This window comes from Streptomyces sp. NPDC001204, assembly GCF_053598035.1.
The window spans coordinates 55,488-72,440 of record NZ_JBSFJL010000037.1 but is presented as its reverse complement, the minus strand read 5'-3'; the positions used below and the strand labels follow the sequence as shown (position 1 = coordinate 72,440).

The following is a 16,953-nucleotide window of genomic DNA, read 5'->3' as shown; positions in this document are numbered from 1 at the left end:
GGTCAGACCCCTGCCTTGCTGAGGACCGCGGGTGCCTCCGTCTGCTCGTGGAACTCGAGCTGGCGGCGCCGGTTGGGGATGAGGCCTTCCGGGCGGAAGCGCATCAGCAGTACGAGTGCGAGACCGAAGGCCAGCAGCTGGTAGTCGCCGAGGAACTGGAGCTTGGCCGGGATGAGGTAGAGCAGCGCCGCGCCGACCAGGGGGCCGCTGATCGTGCCCATGCCGCCGAGGACGACCGCGGCGAGCAGGAAGGCGGAGTTGGGCGGCACGACGTGGGCGAACTGGTACTGCTCGGGGGTCACGGTGTAGGTGACATGGGCCTGGACGGCGCCGGCGAGGCCGGCCAGGGTGGCGCCGAGGGCGAAGGCGACGAGCTTGACGCGGAAGCCGTTGATGCCCATGGCGCGCGCGGCGGTCTCGTCCTCGCGGATGGCGATCCAGGCGCGGCCGATGCGGGAGTCGCTGCTGCGCCGGAAGACCACCACGACGACCAGCGTGATGAGGAGCATCAGCAGGAAGTAGTTGGCGAACCGGGCGATGGTGAACCCGAGGAAGGTGTGCTCCTGGCCGAAGTCGAAGCCGAGGATGTTCAGGTTCGGGACCGACGAGATGCCGTTGGAGCCGTTGGTGACGTCGGGTCCGGAGGTGCCGTCCATGTTGAGGACGCCGATCCGGAAGATCTCTCCGAAGCCGAGGGTGACGATGGCGAGGTAGTCGCCGCGCAGCCGCAGGGTGGGGGCGCCGATGAGGACGCCGAAGATCATGGCGACGACACCGCCGAGCAACGCCGAGGCCCAGAACGGCAGATGGAGGTTCAGGGGCGAGGACGGCGAGCCGGAGACCAGAGCCGCGGTGTAGGCGCCGACACCGAGGAAGGCGACGTAACCGAGGTCGAGCAGACCGGCGAGGCCGACGACGATGTTCAGGCCGAGTGCGACGGTGGCGAAGATCAGGATGTACACGCCGATCGCCGCGTACTGGTCGTCGGACTGGGTGAAGGGGAAGGCGGCGGCGGCCACGAAGGCGCCGAGCATGGTGATGTTCCGGTGCTTGGTGGTGATCGCCGAGACACGGGCCACGAGCCCGGCCTTGAAGATCGCGGCGAAGCCGAAGCCGACGGTGATGAGGTAGCCGATGAAGAGCTCGTCGTACGAGGTGCTGATGCCGTACGTGAAGACGGTGAGGCCGATGGCCATGGCCACGATGATGACGAGGATCTCGGCGTAGACCGGCAGGGCGCGGGCCGGGGCGGGGGTGCCGGAGGGGATGGCGGCCCGGGCAACGGCGAGCTTGTTGCGCGTGTTGTGGCGTATCCGGTCCCAGGCGCCGTCCTCGGGGTCGGCGGGCTCGGTCGCCGGCCGCTCGAACGGCAGGGAGAGCACACCGATCACGGTGAGGACGGTGGCCACGGCGAGGATCCAGGCGCCCGGTTCGAGGTTGACCAGTCCGCCGAGCTTGCCGCTGATCGCGAGGATGGTGTACCAGGCGGTGCCGAAGGTGCCGAGTGCGGCCAGGGTGAGCGCGCCGGTGCCGCCGGCGGGCACGAGCCGGCCGAGGCCCTTGACTCCGTAGGCGGCGAGGCCGAGGAGGGCGGTGAGCACTCCGCCGATGAGGACGAGGACTTGGAGGCCGCCCGGGTAGCCGTAGACGGTGAGGTCGCCGGGGAATTCGGAGGTCCAGGTCCACGCGAGGAAGGCGGAGACGACGGTCAGGACGGAGCCGCCGGTGGCCAGGGCGAGGCCGATGTGCTCGGGCAGGCGGATGAGGCCGGTGGGGGCGGCGCTGCCGGCGGTGGGTGCGCCGGCGGCGTCGGGTGCGGTGGTCTGTGTGGTCATCGGTGTCACGCCCTGTCCGCCACGCGCTCGCCGAGCAGGCCCTGGGGCCTGAACAGCAGCACGAGGATGAGGAGTACGAACGCCCAGACGTCGGCCCAGGACTGGCTGCCGAACTGGTGCATGCCGGGGATGTCGGAGATGTAGGCGGTGGCGAGGGTCTCGGCGACGCCGAGGACGATGCCGCCGATCATGGCGCCGTAGATGTTGCCGATGCCGCCGAGGACGGCCGCGGTGAAGGCCTTCAGGCCGAGGATGAAGCCCATCCGGAACTGGATCTCGCCGTACTTCAGGCCGTAGGCGACGGATCCGACGGCGGCGAACGTGGCACCGAGGGCGAAGGCGACCACGATGATGCGATCGGTGTTGACGCCCATCAGCTTGGCGGTGTCCGGGTCCTGCGCGGTGGCCTGCATGCCTCGTCCGGTACGGGTCTTCATGACGAAGTAGGCGAGGATGGCCATGCTGAGGGGTGCGGCGCAGATGAGGAAGATGTCACCGGTCTGGATGGTGACGCTGCCGATCTCGAAGGGGCCTCCGGCGATCTGTGGGAAGGTGCGCGCGGACTTGGCGTCCGGGTACCAGGCCCACACCGCCTGCTGGAGCGCGAGGGAGAGGCCGATCGCGGTGATCAGGGGCGCCAGGCGTGGGCCGCCGCGCAGGGGGCGGTAGGCGAACCGTTCCGCCCCGATGGCGACGAGCACGGCGACGATGATGGCGCCGACGAGCATGAGCGGCAGCGTGATCCACATGGTGGTGCCGCCCGGCAGCCACAGGTAGACCGAGAGTGCCCCGAAGGCGCCGGTCATGAAGATCTCGCCATGGGCGAAGTTGATGAGCTGGACGATGCCATAGACCATCGTGTAGCCGATGGCGACGAGCCCGTACATGGATCCCAGTAGCAGGCCGTTGACCAGCTGCTGCGGCAGTTCGTTCACCGCATGTCCTCCGAGACGTTCGGATGTTTGACGGATTGGGGCCGGATGCGCGTGCGCGCGGGGCGCCAGTGGAACAGCGCCCCGCGCGACGGTTGAGCGGTGCTGGTGGTGACTCAGCCCGTGAAGGTCCCGGAGTGGACCGACTCCCAGGCGCCGTTCTTGACGGCGTAGACGGTGAGCTGCTTGTTGGTGGCGTCGCCGAACTCGTCGAAGGAGACCTTGCCGGTCACTCCGTCGAAGGAGACGTTCTGCATGGCCTCGGTGACCTTGGCGCGGGCGTCGGAGGGCAGCTTGCCGCCGTTGTCGTCGACGACCTTCTTGACGGCCTCGATGATGGCCCAGGCGGAGTCGTAGGAGTAGCCGCCGTAGGCGGAGTACTCCTCCTTGTAGCCGGCGGCCTTGTAGTCGGCCGTGAACTGCTTGGCGGAGTCGAGTTCCTCGACCGGGGTGCCGACGGAGGTGGCGAGGTCGCCGCCGCTGTCGGGGCCGGCCAGCTCGATGAACTTGGCGTCGTTGATGCCGTCGCCGCCGATGAGCGGGATCTTGGCGCCGGCGGCCTTGATCTGCTTGCTGAGCGGGCCGGCCTGCGGGTACTCGCCGCCGTAGTAGACGATGTCCGCACCGGACTTCTTGACCTTGGTGGCGACCGCGGAGAAGTCCTTGGTGTCGGGGTTGATGTGCTCGGTGCCGACGACCTTGCCGCCGAGCTTCTTGAACTCGTCGGTGAAGGTTCCGGCCAGGCCGGCACCGTAGGTCTTCTTGTCGTCGATGACGAAGACCTTCGTCTTCTTCGCCATGTTGTAGACGTACTGGGCGGCGAACGGGCCCTGGATGGCGTCCGTGGTCGCGGTGCGGAAGTACGACTTGTACTGGCGCACCTTCTTGGTCCGCCAGTCGGGGCCCTGGCTGAGGGAGGGGCCGGTGTTGGCGGGGGAGACCTGGACCAGCTTGGCGTCGTCGAAGACCTTCTGCATGGACTCCGAGACAGAGGAGTTGAGGGGGCCGACGGCGCCGAGGACGTCCTTGTTGGCGACGAGCTTGACGGCGTTCTGCTGGCCCGAGGAGGGCTGGGCCTGGTCGTCCAGGGCCTGGATCTTGAAGGTGACGCCCTCGACGAACTTCTGCTTGTTGGCCGTCTTGGCGGCGAGGTCGGCGGAGTTCTTGATGCCGAGACCCATGGCGGACAGGTCGCCGGTCAGCGGGGCGTCGACGCCGATGACCACGGTGGTGCCACCGTTGCCGGAGTCCGAACCCTTGTCTCCGCCACCCCGCGAGCCGCAGGCGGTGAGGGTGAGTGCTCCCGCTGCCAGCGCTGCGGTGATGGCGATGAGTGAACGTTGACGCACGATCAGTCCTTTCCCTGGCACGGCCCCTCCCCCCTGGAAGAGGTCGAGTCGAGCGCGGAGTCGAAGAGGTAATCCGACGCGCCGTGACTGGCGGTGACTCTAGGCGTGCTCAGGGAACGTCGAGGAGGGCTTGGCCAAGGCTGTGACTCTCTTGTTATGACGCGACGTAATGCAGAGCGGTACGTGGCGGGTGGAAGTGTGGAATTCAGGCAGATTCGCCCAGTCCGGATTCTGAGAATCCGCAGGACGCGCAGCGCTGCGATCAGGCGTCTCAACGGTTTTGGTGATTACCGGAACGGTTGCTGCAGGCGACTTGCAGGGCCTGGGAGAGGCTCTGCGCATAGCGTGGCCCGAGGATGAAACTGTGCACCTGGATTGCGCGCTTATTACGCAGTGTTACGTCCAGGAAAGGGAGTCCGGCGTTCCCCGGCACTTTTCCGCATTCCTTCACATGCATGGTGATCACAACTTTATGGGCGGATCCTGCCCTCGCGCGGAATGGGGTGCGGGGCTCGGAGGTGAGGGAAAGTCCCGCGTACGGCTGGGTGATGCCGGTGACGGTCACGGGCGGACCGGACTGCACGCTGACCAGCACCGCGAAGCTGAATGTCCTGGTTCCGGCGTCGCCGGGTGCGGCGACCGCGTCCAGGTAGGACACGTCAGTCACTTGGGAGGGGTAGGGCGGCGCCGACGGCTGCGGCCGTGGCTGCGCCGCGTCCTGGCGGGTGGCGAACAGGTAGCCGCCGCCCGCGATGAGAAGAGTGAACGTCAGGGCTGCGAGGACGGCGCGGCGGTGTCGCTGGTACAGCCGTGCGAACGGCGTGTGCGCGAGGCCGCCGGTGCGGGGTGGGTCGTCCGGGTCGGGCGTACTCCACGCGCGCGTGCCCTCGCCCGGTTCGAGCGGCCCGACACCGCTCACGGCAACGGCCTCCCGCCGGGCGCGCCGACTTGGTGCCGGCCGGGTCGCTCTCCTGCTGGTTGACGGTAAGTCAGTTCGCTGGCGGGGCGCGCGGCTTGGCGCTTCCCCTCGGGGCCCGACCGGCGCGGGGCGAGCCGGGGTGGTGCTGGGGGAGGGGCGCCTTGTCCGGGCGGGATCCGGGGTGGTGGCGGGGGTGCGGCGCCGTGCCGTGTCGGTGTGGGTTCGGCGGGGGCAGGCCCGGTGGGTGTGCGTTCGGCGTGGGCGGGCCCGGTGGCCGTGGGTCCGGCGAGGGTAGGCCCGGTGGGTGTCGGCTGGGCGTGGGCGGGCCCGGTGGGTGTGGGCTTGGCGTGCGTGGGTCCGGCGGGAGTAGGCCCGGTGGGTGTGCGTTCGGCGTGGGCGGGCCCGGTGGGTGTGGTTTCGTCGGGTGTCCGCCCGCCCGGGATGGTCGCCGACGCCTGCGGCAGGGGCGGCAGTTGGCGGCCGGACCGGCTCGACCGCGCCCCCGGCCGGGGCGCTCCTCCCGTTGTCATGGCAAGAAGCTAGGCGGCCCGGTGTCCGGGGGGCAATGGTGGCGCAGGCGCCTTCGCGGCGCAGCGGCTCAGCCGGCCGCGCCGGCGGGGCCGTCGCCCGGCTTCGCGTCGCGCAGCAGGCAGGTCAGGCGGGCGCTGCACACTCGCCGGCCCTCCTCGTCGCTGATCACGACCTCGTACGTCGCCGTCGAGCGTCCCCGGTGGACGGGTGTGGCCACGCCGGTGACCAGACCGGAGCGCGCCCCGCGGTGATGGGTACAGTTCAGGTCGACACCGACGGCGATCTTGGAGCTGCCGCCGTGCAGCATGGCGCCGACCGAGCCGAGGGTCTCGGCGAGGACGGCGGAGGCGCCGCCGTGCAGCAGCCCGTAGGGCTGGGTGTTGCCCTCCACCGGCATGGTGCCGACGACGCGCTCGGCGGACGCCTCCAGGATCTGGACGCCCATGCGGGTGCCGAGGTGTCCGGCGGAGAAGAGGGCGGGCAGGTCGACGCCGAGCGCGGCGTACTCGTCGAGGACTTCCTGCGGGAACTTCACGTTCTGCTGCTCGCCCATGGGGTCCGGCTCCGTTTCGTCCTTGATCGGCTCGGTGTCGACCGGTTCGGCGTCGACCCGGCCACCGCATGACTGAGCGAACGCTCAGTCGGCCGCCGATTGTTCCAGACGCACCACGACGGACTTGCTGGCCGGGGTGTTGCTGGTATCGGCGGTGGCGTCCAGCGGCACCAGCACGTTGGTCTCCGGGTAGTACGACGCGGCACAGCCCCGGGCCGTCGGATAGTGCACGACCCGGAAGCCCGGCGCCCGCCGCTCCACGCCGTCCTTCCACTCGCCGACCAGATCCACGTACGACCCGTCGGCCACCCCCAGAGCCCGCGCGTCCTCCGGGTTGACCAGCACCACCCGTCGGCCGTTCTTGATCCCCCGGTAGCGGTCGTCGAGGCCGTACACCGTGGTGTTGTACTGGTCGTGCGAGCGCAGCGTCTGCAACAGCAGCCGGCCCTCGGGCAGTTCGGGATACTCCACCGGCGCGGCGGTGAAGTTGGCCTTGCCGGTGGCCGTCGGGAAGCGGCGCTCGTCGCGCGGGGCGTGCGGCAGCGCGAAGCCGCCGGGGCGGGCCACGCGCGCGTTGAAGTCCTCGAAGCCGGGGACGACCCGGGCGATCCGGTCGCGGATCGCGGCGTAGTCCTTCTCGAACTCCTCCCACGGCACCACGGTCTTCTCGCCCAGCACCCGGCGGGCCAGCCCGCACACGATGGCCGGCTCCGACTTCAGCTGCGCGCCCGCGGGCCGCAGCCGGCCCCGGGAGGCGTGCACCATGCCCATGGAGTCCTCGACGGTGACGAACTGCTCGCCGCCGTCCTGCACGTCCCGCTCGGTGCGGCCGAGGGTGGGCAGGATCAGCGCACGCGCGCCCGTGACCACGTGCGAACGGTTGAGCTTGGTCGACACGTGCACCGTCAGCCGGGCCCGCCGCATGGCGGCCTCGGTGACGTCGGTGTCGGGGGACGCGGAGACGAAGTTGCCGCCCATGGCGAAGAACACCTTCGCCTCACCGTCGCGCAGGGCGCGGATGGCCCGTACGACGTCGTAGCCGTGCTCGCGCGGCGGCGCGAAGCCGAACTCCTTCTCCAGGGCGTCCAGGAAGCCGGGGTCCGGGCGTTCGAAGATGCCCATCGTGCGGTCGCCCTGCACGTTGGAGTGGCCGCGCACCGGGCACACGCCCGCGCCCGGACGGCCGATGTTGCCGCGCAGCAGCAGGAAGTTGACCACCTCGCGGATGGTCGGCACCGAGTGCTTGTGCTGGGTCAGGCCCATCGCCCAGCACACGATGGTGCGCTCGGAGGCGAGGACCATCTCCAGCGCGCGGTCGATCTCCGCGCGCGTGAGCCCGGTCGCGGTGAGCGTCTCGTCCCAGTCGGCGGTGCGGGCGGCCTGCGCGAACTCCTCGTAGCCGTGGGTGTGTTCGCGGACGAACTGCTCGTCCACCGCGCCCTCGGTGTCGAGGATCAGCTTGTTGAGGAGGCGGAAGAGGGCCTGGTCGCCGCCGATGCGGATCTGGAGGAACAGATCGGTGAGCGCGGCGCCCTTGAGCATGCCCTGCGGGGTCTGCGGGTTCTTGAACCGCTCCAGACCCGCCTCGGGCAGCGGATTGACGCTGATGATCTTCGCGCCGCCCGCCTTGGCCTTCTCCAGGGCGGAGAGCATACGGGGGTGGTTCGTCCCCGGGTTCTGCCCGGCGACGATGATCAGGTCGGCCTTGTAGAGATCCTCCAGGAGCACGCTGCCCTTGCCGATCCCGATCGTCTCCGACAGGGCCGATCCGGAGGACTCGTGGCACATGTTGGAGCAGTCGGGCAGGTTGTTGGTGCCCAGCTCGCGCGCGAAGAGCTGGTAGAGGAACGCGGCCTCGTTGCTGGTGCGGCCGGAGGTGTAGAAGAGGGCCTCGTCGGGGGAGCCGAGGGCGGCGATCTCCTCGGCGACGATGTCGAAGGCGCGCTCCCAGGTGACCGGTTCGTAGTGATCGGCGCCCTCGGGCAGGTACATGGGGTGGGTGAGCCGCCCCTGCTGGCCCAGCCAGTACCCGCTCCGGTCCGCCAGGTCGGAAACGGAGTGCGCGGTGAAGAACTCCGGGGTGACCCGGCGCAGGGTGGCCTCCTCGGCGACCGCCTTCGCGCCGTTCTCGCAGAACTCCGCCGTGTGCCGGTGCTCCGGCTCCGGCCAGGCACAGCCCGGGCAGTCGAAGCCGTCCTTCTGGTTGACCCGCAGCAGGGTCAGCGCGGTGCGCCTCACCCCCATCTGCTGCTGGGCGATCCGCAGCGTGTGCCCGATGGCCGGCAGCCCGGCCGCCGCGTGCTGCGGCTCGGCTACCTGCGGCGCGTCCTGAACCGGATCACCCATGGGCGGCTTCGTTGCCATCGCACGCTCTCCTTCGACTGCGGTGTGTGAAGAACGTCTCCGATCCTCGCACGGCCCCCTGACAGGGCTTACGGCCGGGGACGCCGACCGCGAAGGCCCCGCGCGAGGCCGGGCCGGCCGGACCCGGGGCGGCCCGGCCCGCGGGGCGCGGAGGCGGGCGGCGGGCCCGGCTGTCAGTGGCACGTGGCAGGATCGGGGACGTGGCAGAGACAGCATCGAAGAAGACCGACACCACCCCCGGCGGCGCCCGGCCGCGGCTGATGCTCATGGACGGGCACTCGCTGGCCTACCGCGCGTTCTTCGCGCTGCCCGCGGAGAACTTCACAACCGCGACGGGCCAGCCGACGAACGCCATCTACGGCTTCGCGTCGATGCTGGCCAACACCCTGCGTGACGAGGAGCCGACGCACTTCGCGGTCGCCTTCGACGTCTCCCGCAAGACCTGGCGCTCCGCGGAGTTCACCGAGTACAAGGCGAACCGCTCCAAGACCCCGGACGAGTTCAAGGGCCAGGTCGAGCTGATCGGCGAACTGCTCGACGCGATGAACGCCTCCCGCTTCGCCGTCGACGGGTACGAGGCGGACGACGTGATCGCCACCCTCGCCACCCAGGCCGAGGCCGAGGGCTTCGAGGTGCTGATCGTCACCGGCGACCGCGACTCCTTCCAGCTGGTCTCCGAGCACACGACGGTGCTCTACCCCACCAAGGGCGTCTCGGAGCTGACCCGGTTCACCCCGGAGAAGGTGATCGAGAAGTACGGACTGACGCCGGCCCAGTACCCGGACTTCGCGGCGCTGCGCGGTGACCCGTCGGACAACCTGCCGGGCATTCCCGGTGTCGGTGAGAAGACGGCCGCGAAGTGGATCAACCAGTTCGGTTCGTTCGCCCAGCTCGTGGCGCGGGTCGAGGAGGTCAAGGGCAAGGCCGGCCAGAATCTGCGCGACCACCTGGAGTCCGTCAAGCTCAACCGCCGGCTCACCGAGCTGGAGCGGAGCGTGGAGCTGCCCAAGGCGGTCACCGACCTCGCCCGCACGCCGTACGACCGCAAGGCCGTCGCGATGGTCCTGGACACCCTGGAGATCCGCAACCCCTCCCTGCGCGAGCGGCTCTTCGCCGTGGACCCGGGCGCCGAGGAGGCCGAGACCACCCCGATTACGACGGACGGGGTGCAGCTGGACGGCACCGTGCTCGGCACCGGCGAGCTGGCCGGCTGGCTCGCCGAGCACGGTACGCAGGTGCTCGGTGTCGCCACCGTCGACACCTGGGCGCTGGGCGCGGGCTCGGTCGCCGAGATCGCGCTCGCCGCGCCCGGGGGAGCGGCCGCGTGGTTCGACCCGTCGCAGCTGGACGAGGCGGACGAGAGCGCGTTCGCGGCCTGGCTGGCCGACGCGGACCGGCCCAAGGTCTTCCACAATGCCAAGGGCGCCATGCGGGTCTTCGCCGAGCACGGCTGGACCATCGAGGGCGCCGCCATGGACACCGCGCTCGCCGCCTACCTGGTCAAGCCGGGCCGCCGCTCCTTCGACCTGGACGCGCTGTCCCTGGAGTACCTGCACCGGGAGCTGGCCCCCGCCGCCGCGGCCGACGGTCAGCTCGCCTTCGGCGCGGACGAGGGCGCCGAGGCCGAGGCCCTGATGATCCAGGCCCGGGCCGTCCTCGACCTCGGCGAGGCCTTCGGGGCGCGTCTTCCGGAGGTCGGCGCGGCCGACCTGCTGCGCGACGTGGAACTGCCGACGTCCGTGCTGCTGGCCCGCATGGAGCGGCACGGCATCGCGGCGGACCGCTCCCACCTCGAGGCGATGGAGCAGACGTTCGCGGGCGCGGTGCAGCAGGCCGTGAAGGAGGCGCACGCGGCGGCCGGGCACGAGTTCAACCTCGGCTCGCCCAAGCAGCTGCAGGAAGTCCTCTTCGGCGAACTGGCCCTGCCGAAGACGAAGAAGACGAAGACGGGCTACACCACCGACGCCGACGCCCTGGCATGGCTGGCCACCCAGACGGACAACGAACTGCCGGTCATCATGCTCCGCCACCGCGAGCAGGCGAAGCTGCGCGTCACCGTCGAGGGCCTGATCAAGACGATCGCGGCCGACGGCCGGATCCACACCACGTTCAACCAGACGGTCGCCGCGACCGGCCGTCTGTCGTCGACGGACCCGAACCTTCAGAACATCCCCGTCCGCACCGACGAGGGCCGGGCCATCCGGCGCGGCTTCGTGGTCGGCGAGGGCTTCGAGTCGCTGATGACGGCCGACTACAGCCAGATCGAACTGCGCGTGATGGCCCACCTGTCCGAGGACGCGGGCCTGATCGAGGCGTTCACGTCCGGCGAGGACCTGCACACCACGGCGGCCTCGCAGGTCTTCGGCGTCGACCGCTCGGCGGTGGACGCGGAGATGCGGCGCAAGATCAAGGCGATGTCCTACGGCCTGGCCTACGGGCTGTCGGCCTTCGGCCTCTCCCAGCAGCTGAACATCGAGGCGGCCGAGGCGCGCGGCCTGATGGACGCCTACTTCGAGCGTTTCGGCGGCGTACGGGACTATCTGCGCCGCGTGGTCGACGAGGCGCGGGCGACCGGCTACACCGAGACCCTCTTCGGCCGCCGCCGCTATCTGCCCGACCTCAACAGCGACAACCGCCAGCGCCGCGAGATGGCCGAGCGCATGGCCCTCAACGCACCGATCCAGGGCACGGCGGCCGACATCGTCAAGATCGCCATGCTGCACGTGGACCGTGCCCTGCGCGAGGCGGGCCTCGCCTCCCGCATGCTCCTCCAGGTCCACGACGAAATCGTCCTGGAGATCGCCCCCGGCGAACGCGAGACCGTGGAGCGGATCGTCCGCCACGAGATGGCCGGCGCGGTACGGCTCAGGGCCCCCCTGGACGTCTCGGTCGGAGTGGGCCCGGACTGGGAGTCGGCGGCGCACTAGCCCGCGGCGGGGGCCGTGGCCGGGTGCCCCGGCATCCCCCGCGACGGCGGCTCTGGGCGGCCGTGCCCTTCGTGAGCGCCCCGCGGCGCGGCCTGCGGGGCGCACCGTCCGGCTTGGGAGCCGCGCCGGTCCACGGCGGAGCGGCGGGGGTGCCTGGGCGACGCGGTGCCCTGTGACGGTGGCTCGGCCTGCCATGCCTTCCATGGCGGTTCCGCGGCGCGGCCCGCGGGGCGCACGGCGTATCGCCCGGCCCCGGAAGGCCCGCCGGCCCGGCGCGGCCTGCGGGGTGTGCCATGTGGCTGGGGAGGCCCGTCGGTCTGCGGTGGCGCGGCGACGGTGCCTGGGTGCGGCGATGCCCTGTGACGGTGGCTCGGGGTGGTCGTGCCTCTCGTAAGGGCCTCGCGGGGCGACCTGCGGGGGCGTGCCGTGTGGCTCGCAAGGCCCGTCGGTCTGCGGCGGGGTATGGCAGGGGTGCCTTGGGGCCTCCGCGACGGTGGCTCGGCCTGCCGTCCCTTCGCCGCGGTTCCGCGGCGCCGCCCGCGCGGGCAACCGCCCGGGTCGGAAGCCCTGCCGCCATGGGTGGGTCACGGCGCGGGGTGGCCTTCGTCGTGGACATCCTGCCTGCGGGCTGCGGGCTGCGGGCTGCGGGCTGCGGGCTGCGGGCTGCGGGCTGCGGGCTGGGGGCTGGGGGCTGGGGGCTGGGGGCTGGAGCCCCCTGGGTTTCGTGCGTTCCATGCGTATCGGGCGCCGGTCCCTGGGGGCGGCTTCGCGAGCTTTGGCGTGGTCACGGCGGGGTCTTCCCTCCCGTGGCGCAGGCGCGGCAGGGCTCGTCACTCACGTGGACCCCGCAGAGGCGCAGCCGTGCGCCGCGGCCGACAGGATGCGGGCATGGGTATACGCATGCTCAACCGCCGACCGGCGGTGATCCGGGCGGACATGGACGAGGTTCCGGCAGGACCACCTCCGTCGGTCCGGCCCGTCGCGGCCGACGCCAGTACGGCCCGCGTTCCCGCGGATCTGACGGCGACCCTGCGCCGTGCCGCGAGACGGCTCCGCGACCGGTGCGGCCGCGGCGATCCCGTCCTCGGGGGGACACACCCCTGGTGCTTGTGGGCGGACACCGCACGCGGCTACCTCGCGCTGCTCCTCTCCCCGCTGCACCGACACCGACATCGCCCCGTGCGCAGCGTCACCGTCTTCGTCGCCACCGCGACCGGCACCGGAGACCGGCTGGGCGGCCCGCCCGCACACCGCTCCCGCCAGGACCGCCGGAACCACTGAGACCGACCGGATCGGCCTCCAAGTGACGGGACCGGTCAGCCTGCGGACGCCGAGCCGCTCCCACCGCCGCGACCGGCAGAGGCACCGGCACCAGCCGCACCGGCACAGCCCCCCTCACGGCTGGAACCGATCGATCCGTACGGCTCCGTCACACCGTCGCCGCCGCCCGGAGCCTCGGTACCGCGCTGGAGCCTGACGTCCAGGGCATACAGGGGCAGACCCACGGCCAGGCCCGCGCCCGCGCCGAAGCACAGGGTCGGAATCAGTTCCCAGAGAGCGGCCGTCGACCCCCGGCCCGTCCACCAATGCCAGGTCCGCTGCACGGCACCGGCGACCGCGCAGACCGCGATCACGGCGAGGGCCCGCCGCCGGTCCCGTACCGACAACTCGGGGACCCCCACCGGCTCACCCGCCGGAGTCCGCCGCAGCGCGTGCACCAGGAACCAGGCGATCACGACGGCCGCCACCGCCGAGCTGCCGTACTGCAAGTACCAGTGGACGGGTGCCCCGGCCAACTGTCGGCCCAGCATGGGGAACAGCCGCATCCCCCACCGGTCGTGGTGGGTGAACGCGTCCCACACCACGTGTGTCAACGCGCCCAGCGCGGCGGAGGCGTACCACCACGGCACCGACGCCGGACGCGGTCGCGTCCAGGGCGTACCGCACCGCGTCAGCGCCGCCGCCCGTCCCTGCCGGGCGCGCGGCAGCAGCGCGACGAGCGGCTCGCGCAGCAGCAGCCACACCATGACCAGCAGCCAGGCGACGAGCACATCGAGGGTGAAGACCCCGGCGAAGGAGTGCGTGACCGTGCCGAACTCCATCGCCCCGGGCACAACTCCCGCCGTGTAATAGGTCAGATCGGGCGCGAAGGAGCCCGCCACGAGCACCGACGGGACCAGCCGGCCCCGCCCCGTTCCGTCGCCGCGCACCGCGGGAAGTACGGCCGCCGCATGGCTCAGAGTGAACGGCAACGGGGGCTCCTCCTGGAACGCGTCGACCGGGCCGGCGGGCCCGTGTGATCATCGCCGTCCAGTATGCGCGTCACGTCAGGGGCGCACCCGTTAACCAGTCGTGGCCAACCGGTGAAAATCGGACGCGAACGGGTCCCTATGCGAGGGAAGTTGTCGTAGGGTCACCTGGATTCGTCAACCGTGCGGCTCCGCGAGGGCAACCAGTCACACGGGTCGATCGTCACAACAGGGCGAACGGACAGACAGAGACGGACGCCCGGGCGTCCACAGGAGGGGCTCACTCTATGGCGGCGCATTTCGGCAGCAGGCTGCGCAAGGGAGCGGCAACCACGGCCGTGGCCGCAGCGGCGGTCGCGGCTCTGGCCGCCTCGCAGGCTCCCGGCGTCACCGTCGACGACCAAGGCAGACAGTCCGCCGCCGGGGCGACGCCCCTGCCCGACGGGAACACCGACGGCAGCGCGACCGGCGACTCGCCGTACTACACGGACCTGCCGCCCCTCAACAGCCCCAGCCCGGCGCCCGTCGTCGGCACCCCGATCTCCAAGGGCCCGGCCGAGGCCGGCATACCGGCCACCGTGCTCGACGCCTACAAGAAGGCCGAGGCCGAACTGCGCGCGTCCAAGCCGGGCTGCAACCTGCCCTGGCAACTGCTCGCCGCCATAGGCAAGGTCGAGTCCGGACACGCCCGCGGCGGCAACGTCGGCGCCGACGGCACCACGGTGTCCCCGATCCTCGGCCCGGTCCTCGACGGCAACGGCTTCGCCCACATCAGCGACACCGACCACGGCCGGTACGACGGGGACAGCAGGTACGACCGCGCGGTCGGGCCCATGCAGTTCATCCCCTCCACGTGGGACTGGGCGGGCCGCGACGGCAACGGCGACGGCAAGAAGGACCCCAACAACATCTACGACGCCGCCCTCGCGGCCGGTCACTACCTGTGCCGCTACGGCTGGGACCTGTCCACCGACGCCGACCTCCGGAGCGCGATCCTCAGCTACAACAACTCGACGGACTATCTGAACACCGTCCTGACCTGGCTGGAGTTCTACCGCAAGGGCAGCCACTCCGTCCCGGACGGGACCGGCCCCCTGCCGTCCCACCGCAGCGACCGCACGCCCGGCGCGGACCCCGGTCCGACCCCGCAGCCGCCCACCCCGCGGCCGAGCGACAGGCCCGGCGGTTCCGGCAGCTCCGGCAAGCCCTCCGCGCCCGGCAAGCCGGGCGGCGGCTCCGCGAGCCCGCAGCCGTCCCAGCCGCCGCAGCCGTCCCCGCCGTCCGAGCCGACGCCGCCGTCCACCCCGGGCACGCCCACCGCGCCGCCCACCGCGACCGACACCGTGCACCACCTCCAGGACGCGGGCACGGGCAAGCTCACCGCCAGGGCCGGAGACGCGTTCGCGGAGAAGATCAGCACCCGTGCCGTGACCAGGGACGACAAGGCCGTCGGCAAGGTGCGGATCCGGTTCACGATCACCGGCGACACCGACGCCGCCTTCACCGGCGGCGAGAAGGTCGCCACCGTCGCCACCGACGCCTCCGGCGTGGCCGTCGCACCCGCGCTGCGGGCCGGCGAGAAGACGGGTGACTTCACCGTCCAGGCGGCGGTCGTCGGCCGTACGCTCCCCGGCGTCGACTACACGGCCACGGTCACCGAGCGCGCTGCCGACGCCCTCACCCGCACCACCGACACCGTCCTGGTCTGCACCCCGGGCGGCGAGTTCGCCGACCAGGTCGAGGTCAAGGCCACCTACAAGGGCGCCGCAGCGGACCGGGTCGCGGCCGCCGCAACCCTCGTCAAGTCGGCCGACGACTCCGCCCAGAACGACAAGGGCCCCTACTTCAAGGACGCCGACGGCAAGCCCGTACGCACCCTGAAGGACCTTCAGACGGACGCCAACGGCCTGCTGAAGCTGCCGAAGCTGTACGCGGACGACACCACCGGCACGTTCCTGCTGCGCATCACCACGGCCGGTGGCGCGACGCTGACCGTGGAGCTGAAGGTGGCGGCGGCCGACACCTCGGCCGAGCCGTCCCCCAGCCCGTCGGCATCCTCGTAGCACCGGCACGGACACCATGAGGGCGCCCCGCCGCAGCGGCGGGGCGCCCTCGTGATGTCCGGCGGCCGTCCCCGCTCGCCCCTCCGGAGGAGGGAAGCCGAACGGAGTCCCGTACCGGTCAGCGCCTGAGCCGGGCGTTGGTGTGCCGGGTCGGCTCCGCGGACGCCGGGTCCTCGGGCCAGGGGTGCTTCGGATACCGCCCGCGCAGCTCCGCCCGCACGTCCCGGTAGCCGGTCCGCCAGAAGGAGGCGAGGTCGGCGGTGACGGCGGCGGGACGCCCGGCCGGGGAGAGGAGGTGCACCAGGACCGGGACCCCGGCGACCGTGGGCGAGTCGTCCAGGCCGAACATCTCCTGGAGCTTCACGGCGAGCACGGGCCGTTCGGGATCCGCGTAGTCGACCCGGACCCGGGACCCGCTGGGCACCGTGAGCCGTTCCGGGGCCAGCTCGTCCAGCCGGACGGCGTCACCGGAGGCCCAGGGCAGCAGCCGGGGCAGCGCCTGCCCGGCATCGATCCGCGCCAGGTCCGCGCGCCGCCGGGCCCTCCCGAGCTCCGGTTCCAGCCACTCGTCCACGCGCGCGTGCAGCGCGTCGTCGGACACGTCGGGCCAGGGCTCACCGAGGCGCCGGCGCAGGAAGGCGAGCCGCTGCCGCAGCACCTCCGCGTCCGCCGACCAGCGCAGCGGCCCGAACCCTTCCTGCCGCAACCCGTCGAGCAGCGCCGCCCGTACGAGACCGGTCCCGGCGTCCGCCAGGGGCCGCACCGCCAGCTCCACGGCCCCCAGCCGCTCGACCCGCCGCGCGACGACGTCCCCGTCGCCCCAGCGCACCTCGTCCTGTTCCGCGTGGAGCGCCCCGGCCGCGAGCCGGGCGACGTCCTCGTCGACGACCGCGGCGAGCTGCACGCGCGCATGCCGCCTGCCCACCGGCCGATCGGCCACGGCGACGGCGATCCAGGGCGCGCCCCACAGCGGGGATCCCTCCATGAGTTCCGCCCGGGTCCCGGAGATCATGAGATACGAGCCGCCGTCGAGCCGGGCCACCCGCTCCGGAAAGGCAAGAGCGGCAACAAGCCCAACGAGCCCCAAGCCCCCGCCACCGGCCGGCGCGTCCGCGTTCTTCCCTTCCGGGCCCATCGCCCTCGCTTCGCGGTCGGTCCGTGAGTGTGCGGGTGGGGGTCCGGCGGGGCCTGTTTCCGCGGCGGCCCCGGGTCGGGACTCGCGCCCGGAGCT

11 protein-coding genes are annotated in these 16,953 nt (G+C 71.8%); 3 read left to right on the top strand and 8 right to left on the bottom strand.

The window, feature by feature from the left end; genetic code table 11:
* Positions 1–2: 2 nt before the first annotated feature.
* The 6 genes from ACWC91_RS35230 to ACWC91_RS35205 form a co-directional block, all read right to left on the bottom strand.
* The gene (locus tag ACWC91_RS35230; protein WP_225074209.1) at positions 3–1,835 is read right to left on the bottom strand and encodes a branched-chain amino acid ABC transporter permease; all 1,833 of its coding nucleotides are present in this window, start codon (positions 1,833–1,835) and stop codon (positions 3–5) included.
* Positions 1,836–1,840: 5 nt separating this feature from the next.
* Entirely contained in the window at positions 1,841–2,770 is a 930-nt protein-coding gene (locus ACWC91_RS35225) for a branched-chain amino acid ABC transporter permease (RefSeq protein WP_225074208.1), read from the bottom strand.
* A 113-nt stretch (positions 2,771–2,883) separates the two neighbouring features.
* Positions 2,884–4,116: a branched-chain amino acid ABC transporter substrate-binding protein gene (locus tag ACWC91_RS35220; protein WP_225074207.1), complete on the bottom strand. Its 1,233-nt coding sequence runs from the start codon at positions 4,114–4,116 to the stop codon at positions 2,884–2,886.
* Positions 4,117–4,387: 271 nt separating this feature from the next.
* The gene (locus ACWC91_RS35215; protein ID WP_225074206.1) at positions 4,388–5,035 is read right to left on the bottom strand and encodes a Tat pathway signal sequence domain protein; all 648 of its coding nucleotides are present in this window, start codon (positions 5,033–5,035) and stop codon (positions 4,388–4,390) included.
* Between the two features lie 598 nt (positions 5,036–5,633).
* Positions 5,634–6,119: a PaaI family thioesterase gene (locus ACWC91_RS35210; RefSeq protein ID WP_141361891.1), complete on the bottom strand. Its 486-nt coding sequence runs from the start codon at positions 6,117–6,119 to the stop codon at positions 5,634–5,636.
* An 84-nt stretch (positions 6,120–6,203) separates the two neighbouring features.
* The gene (locus ACWC91_RS35205; RefSeq protein ID WP_376503456.1) at positions 6,204–8,483 is read right to left on the bottom strand and encodes an FdhF/YdeP family oxidoreductase; all 2,280 of its coding nucleotides are present in this window, start codon (positions 8,481–8,483) and stop codon (positions 6,204–6,206) included.
* A gap of 200 nt (positions 8,484–8,683) precedes the next feature.
* Here ACWC91_RS35205 and polA point away from each other — a divergent pair, with 200 nt between their 5' ends.
* Both polA and ACWC91_RS35195 read left to right on the top strand, forming a co-directional pair.
* Positions 8,684–11,410 carry a DNA polymerase I gene (polA, locus tag ACWC91_RS35200; protein ID WP_450640555.1) on the top strand — a complete coding sequence of 909 codons (2,727 nt, stop codon included), beginning with the start codon at positions 8,684–8,686 and terminating at the stop codon, positions 11,408–11,410.
* A gap of 888 nt (positions 11,411–12,298) precedes the next feature.
* Positions 12,299–12,691 (top strand): hypothetical protein, encoded by a 393-nt coding sequence (locus ACWC91_RS35195; RefSeq protein ID WP_225074203.1) that lies wholly within the window; start codon positions 12,299–12,301, stop codon positions 12,689–12,691.
* 35 nt (positions 12,692–12,726) lie between these two features.
* Here ACWC91_RS35195 and ACWC91_RS35190 read toward each other — a convergent pair whose 3' ends face one another.
* Complete coding sequence (locus ACWC91_RS35190) at positions 12,727–13,662, bottom strand: DUF4184 family protein (protein WP_225074202.1); 936 nt, start codon at positions 13,660–13,662, stop codon at positions 12,727–12,729.
* A 284-nt stretch (positions 13,663–13,946) separates the two neighbouring features.
* On the opposite strand from ACWC91_RS35190, the gene ACWC91_RS35185 reads away from it, so the two are divergent.
* Positions 13,947–15,722, top strand: coding sequence for a lytic transglycosylase domain-containing protein (locus ACWC91_RS35185; RefSeq protein WP_225074201.1), 1,776 nt, complete (start codon positions 13,947–13,949; stop codon positions 15,720–15,722).
* A 118-nt stretch (positions 15,723–15,840) separates the two neighbouring features.
* Here ACWC91_RS35185 and ACWC91_RS35180 read toward each other — a convergent pair.
* A partial coding sequence (locus tag ACWC91_RS35180) for an ATP-dependent helicase C-terminal domain-containing protein (protein ID WP_450640558.1) occupies positions 15,841–16,953 on the bottom strand: 1,113 nt, incomplete at its 5' end.

Excerpts from the sequence above, each read along its gene's own strand:
- ACWC91_RS35185 (WP_225074201.1), top strand. The coding sequence starts at position 13,947 with ATGGCGGCGCATTTCGGCAGCAGGCTGCGCAAGGGAGCGGCAACCACG.
- ACWC91_RS35230 (WP_225074209.1), bottom strand. The coding sequence starts at position 1,835 with ATGACCACACAGACCACCGCACCCGACGCCGCCGGCGCACCCACCGCC.
- ACWC91_RS35205 (WP_376503456.1), bottom strand. The coding sequence starts at position 8,483 with ATGGCAACGAAGCCGCCCATGGGTGATCCGGTTCAGGACGCGCCGCAG.
- ACWC91_RS35195 (WP_225074203.1), top strand. The coding sequence starts at position 12,299 with ATGGGTATACGCATGCTCAACCGCCGACCGGCGGTGATCCGGGCGGAC.
- ACWC91_RS35210 (WP_141361891.1), bottom strand. The coding sequence starts at position 6,119 with ATGGGCGAGCAGCAGAACGTGAAGTTCCCGCAGGAAGTCCTCGACGAG.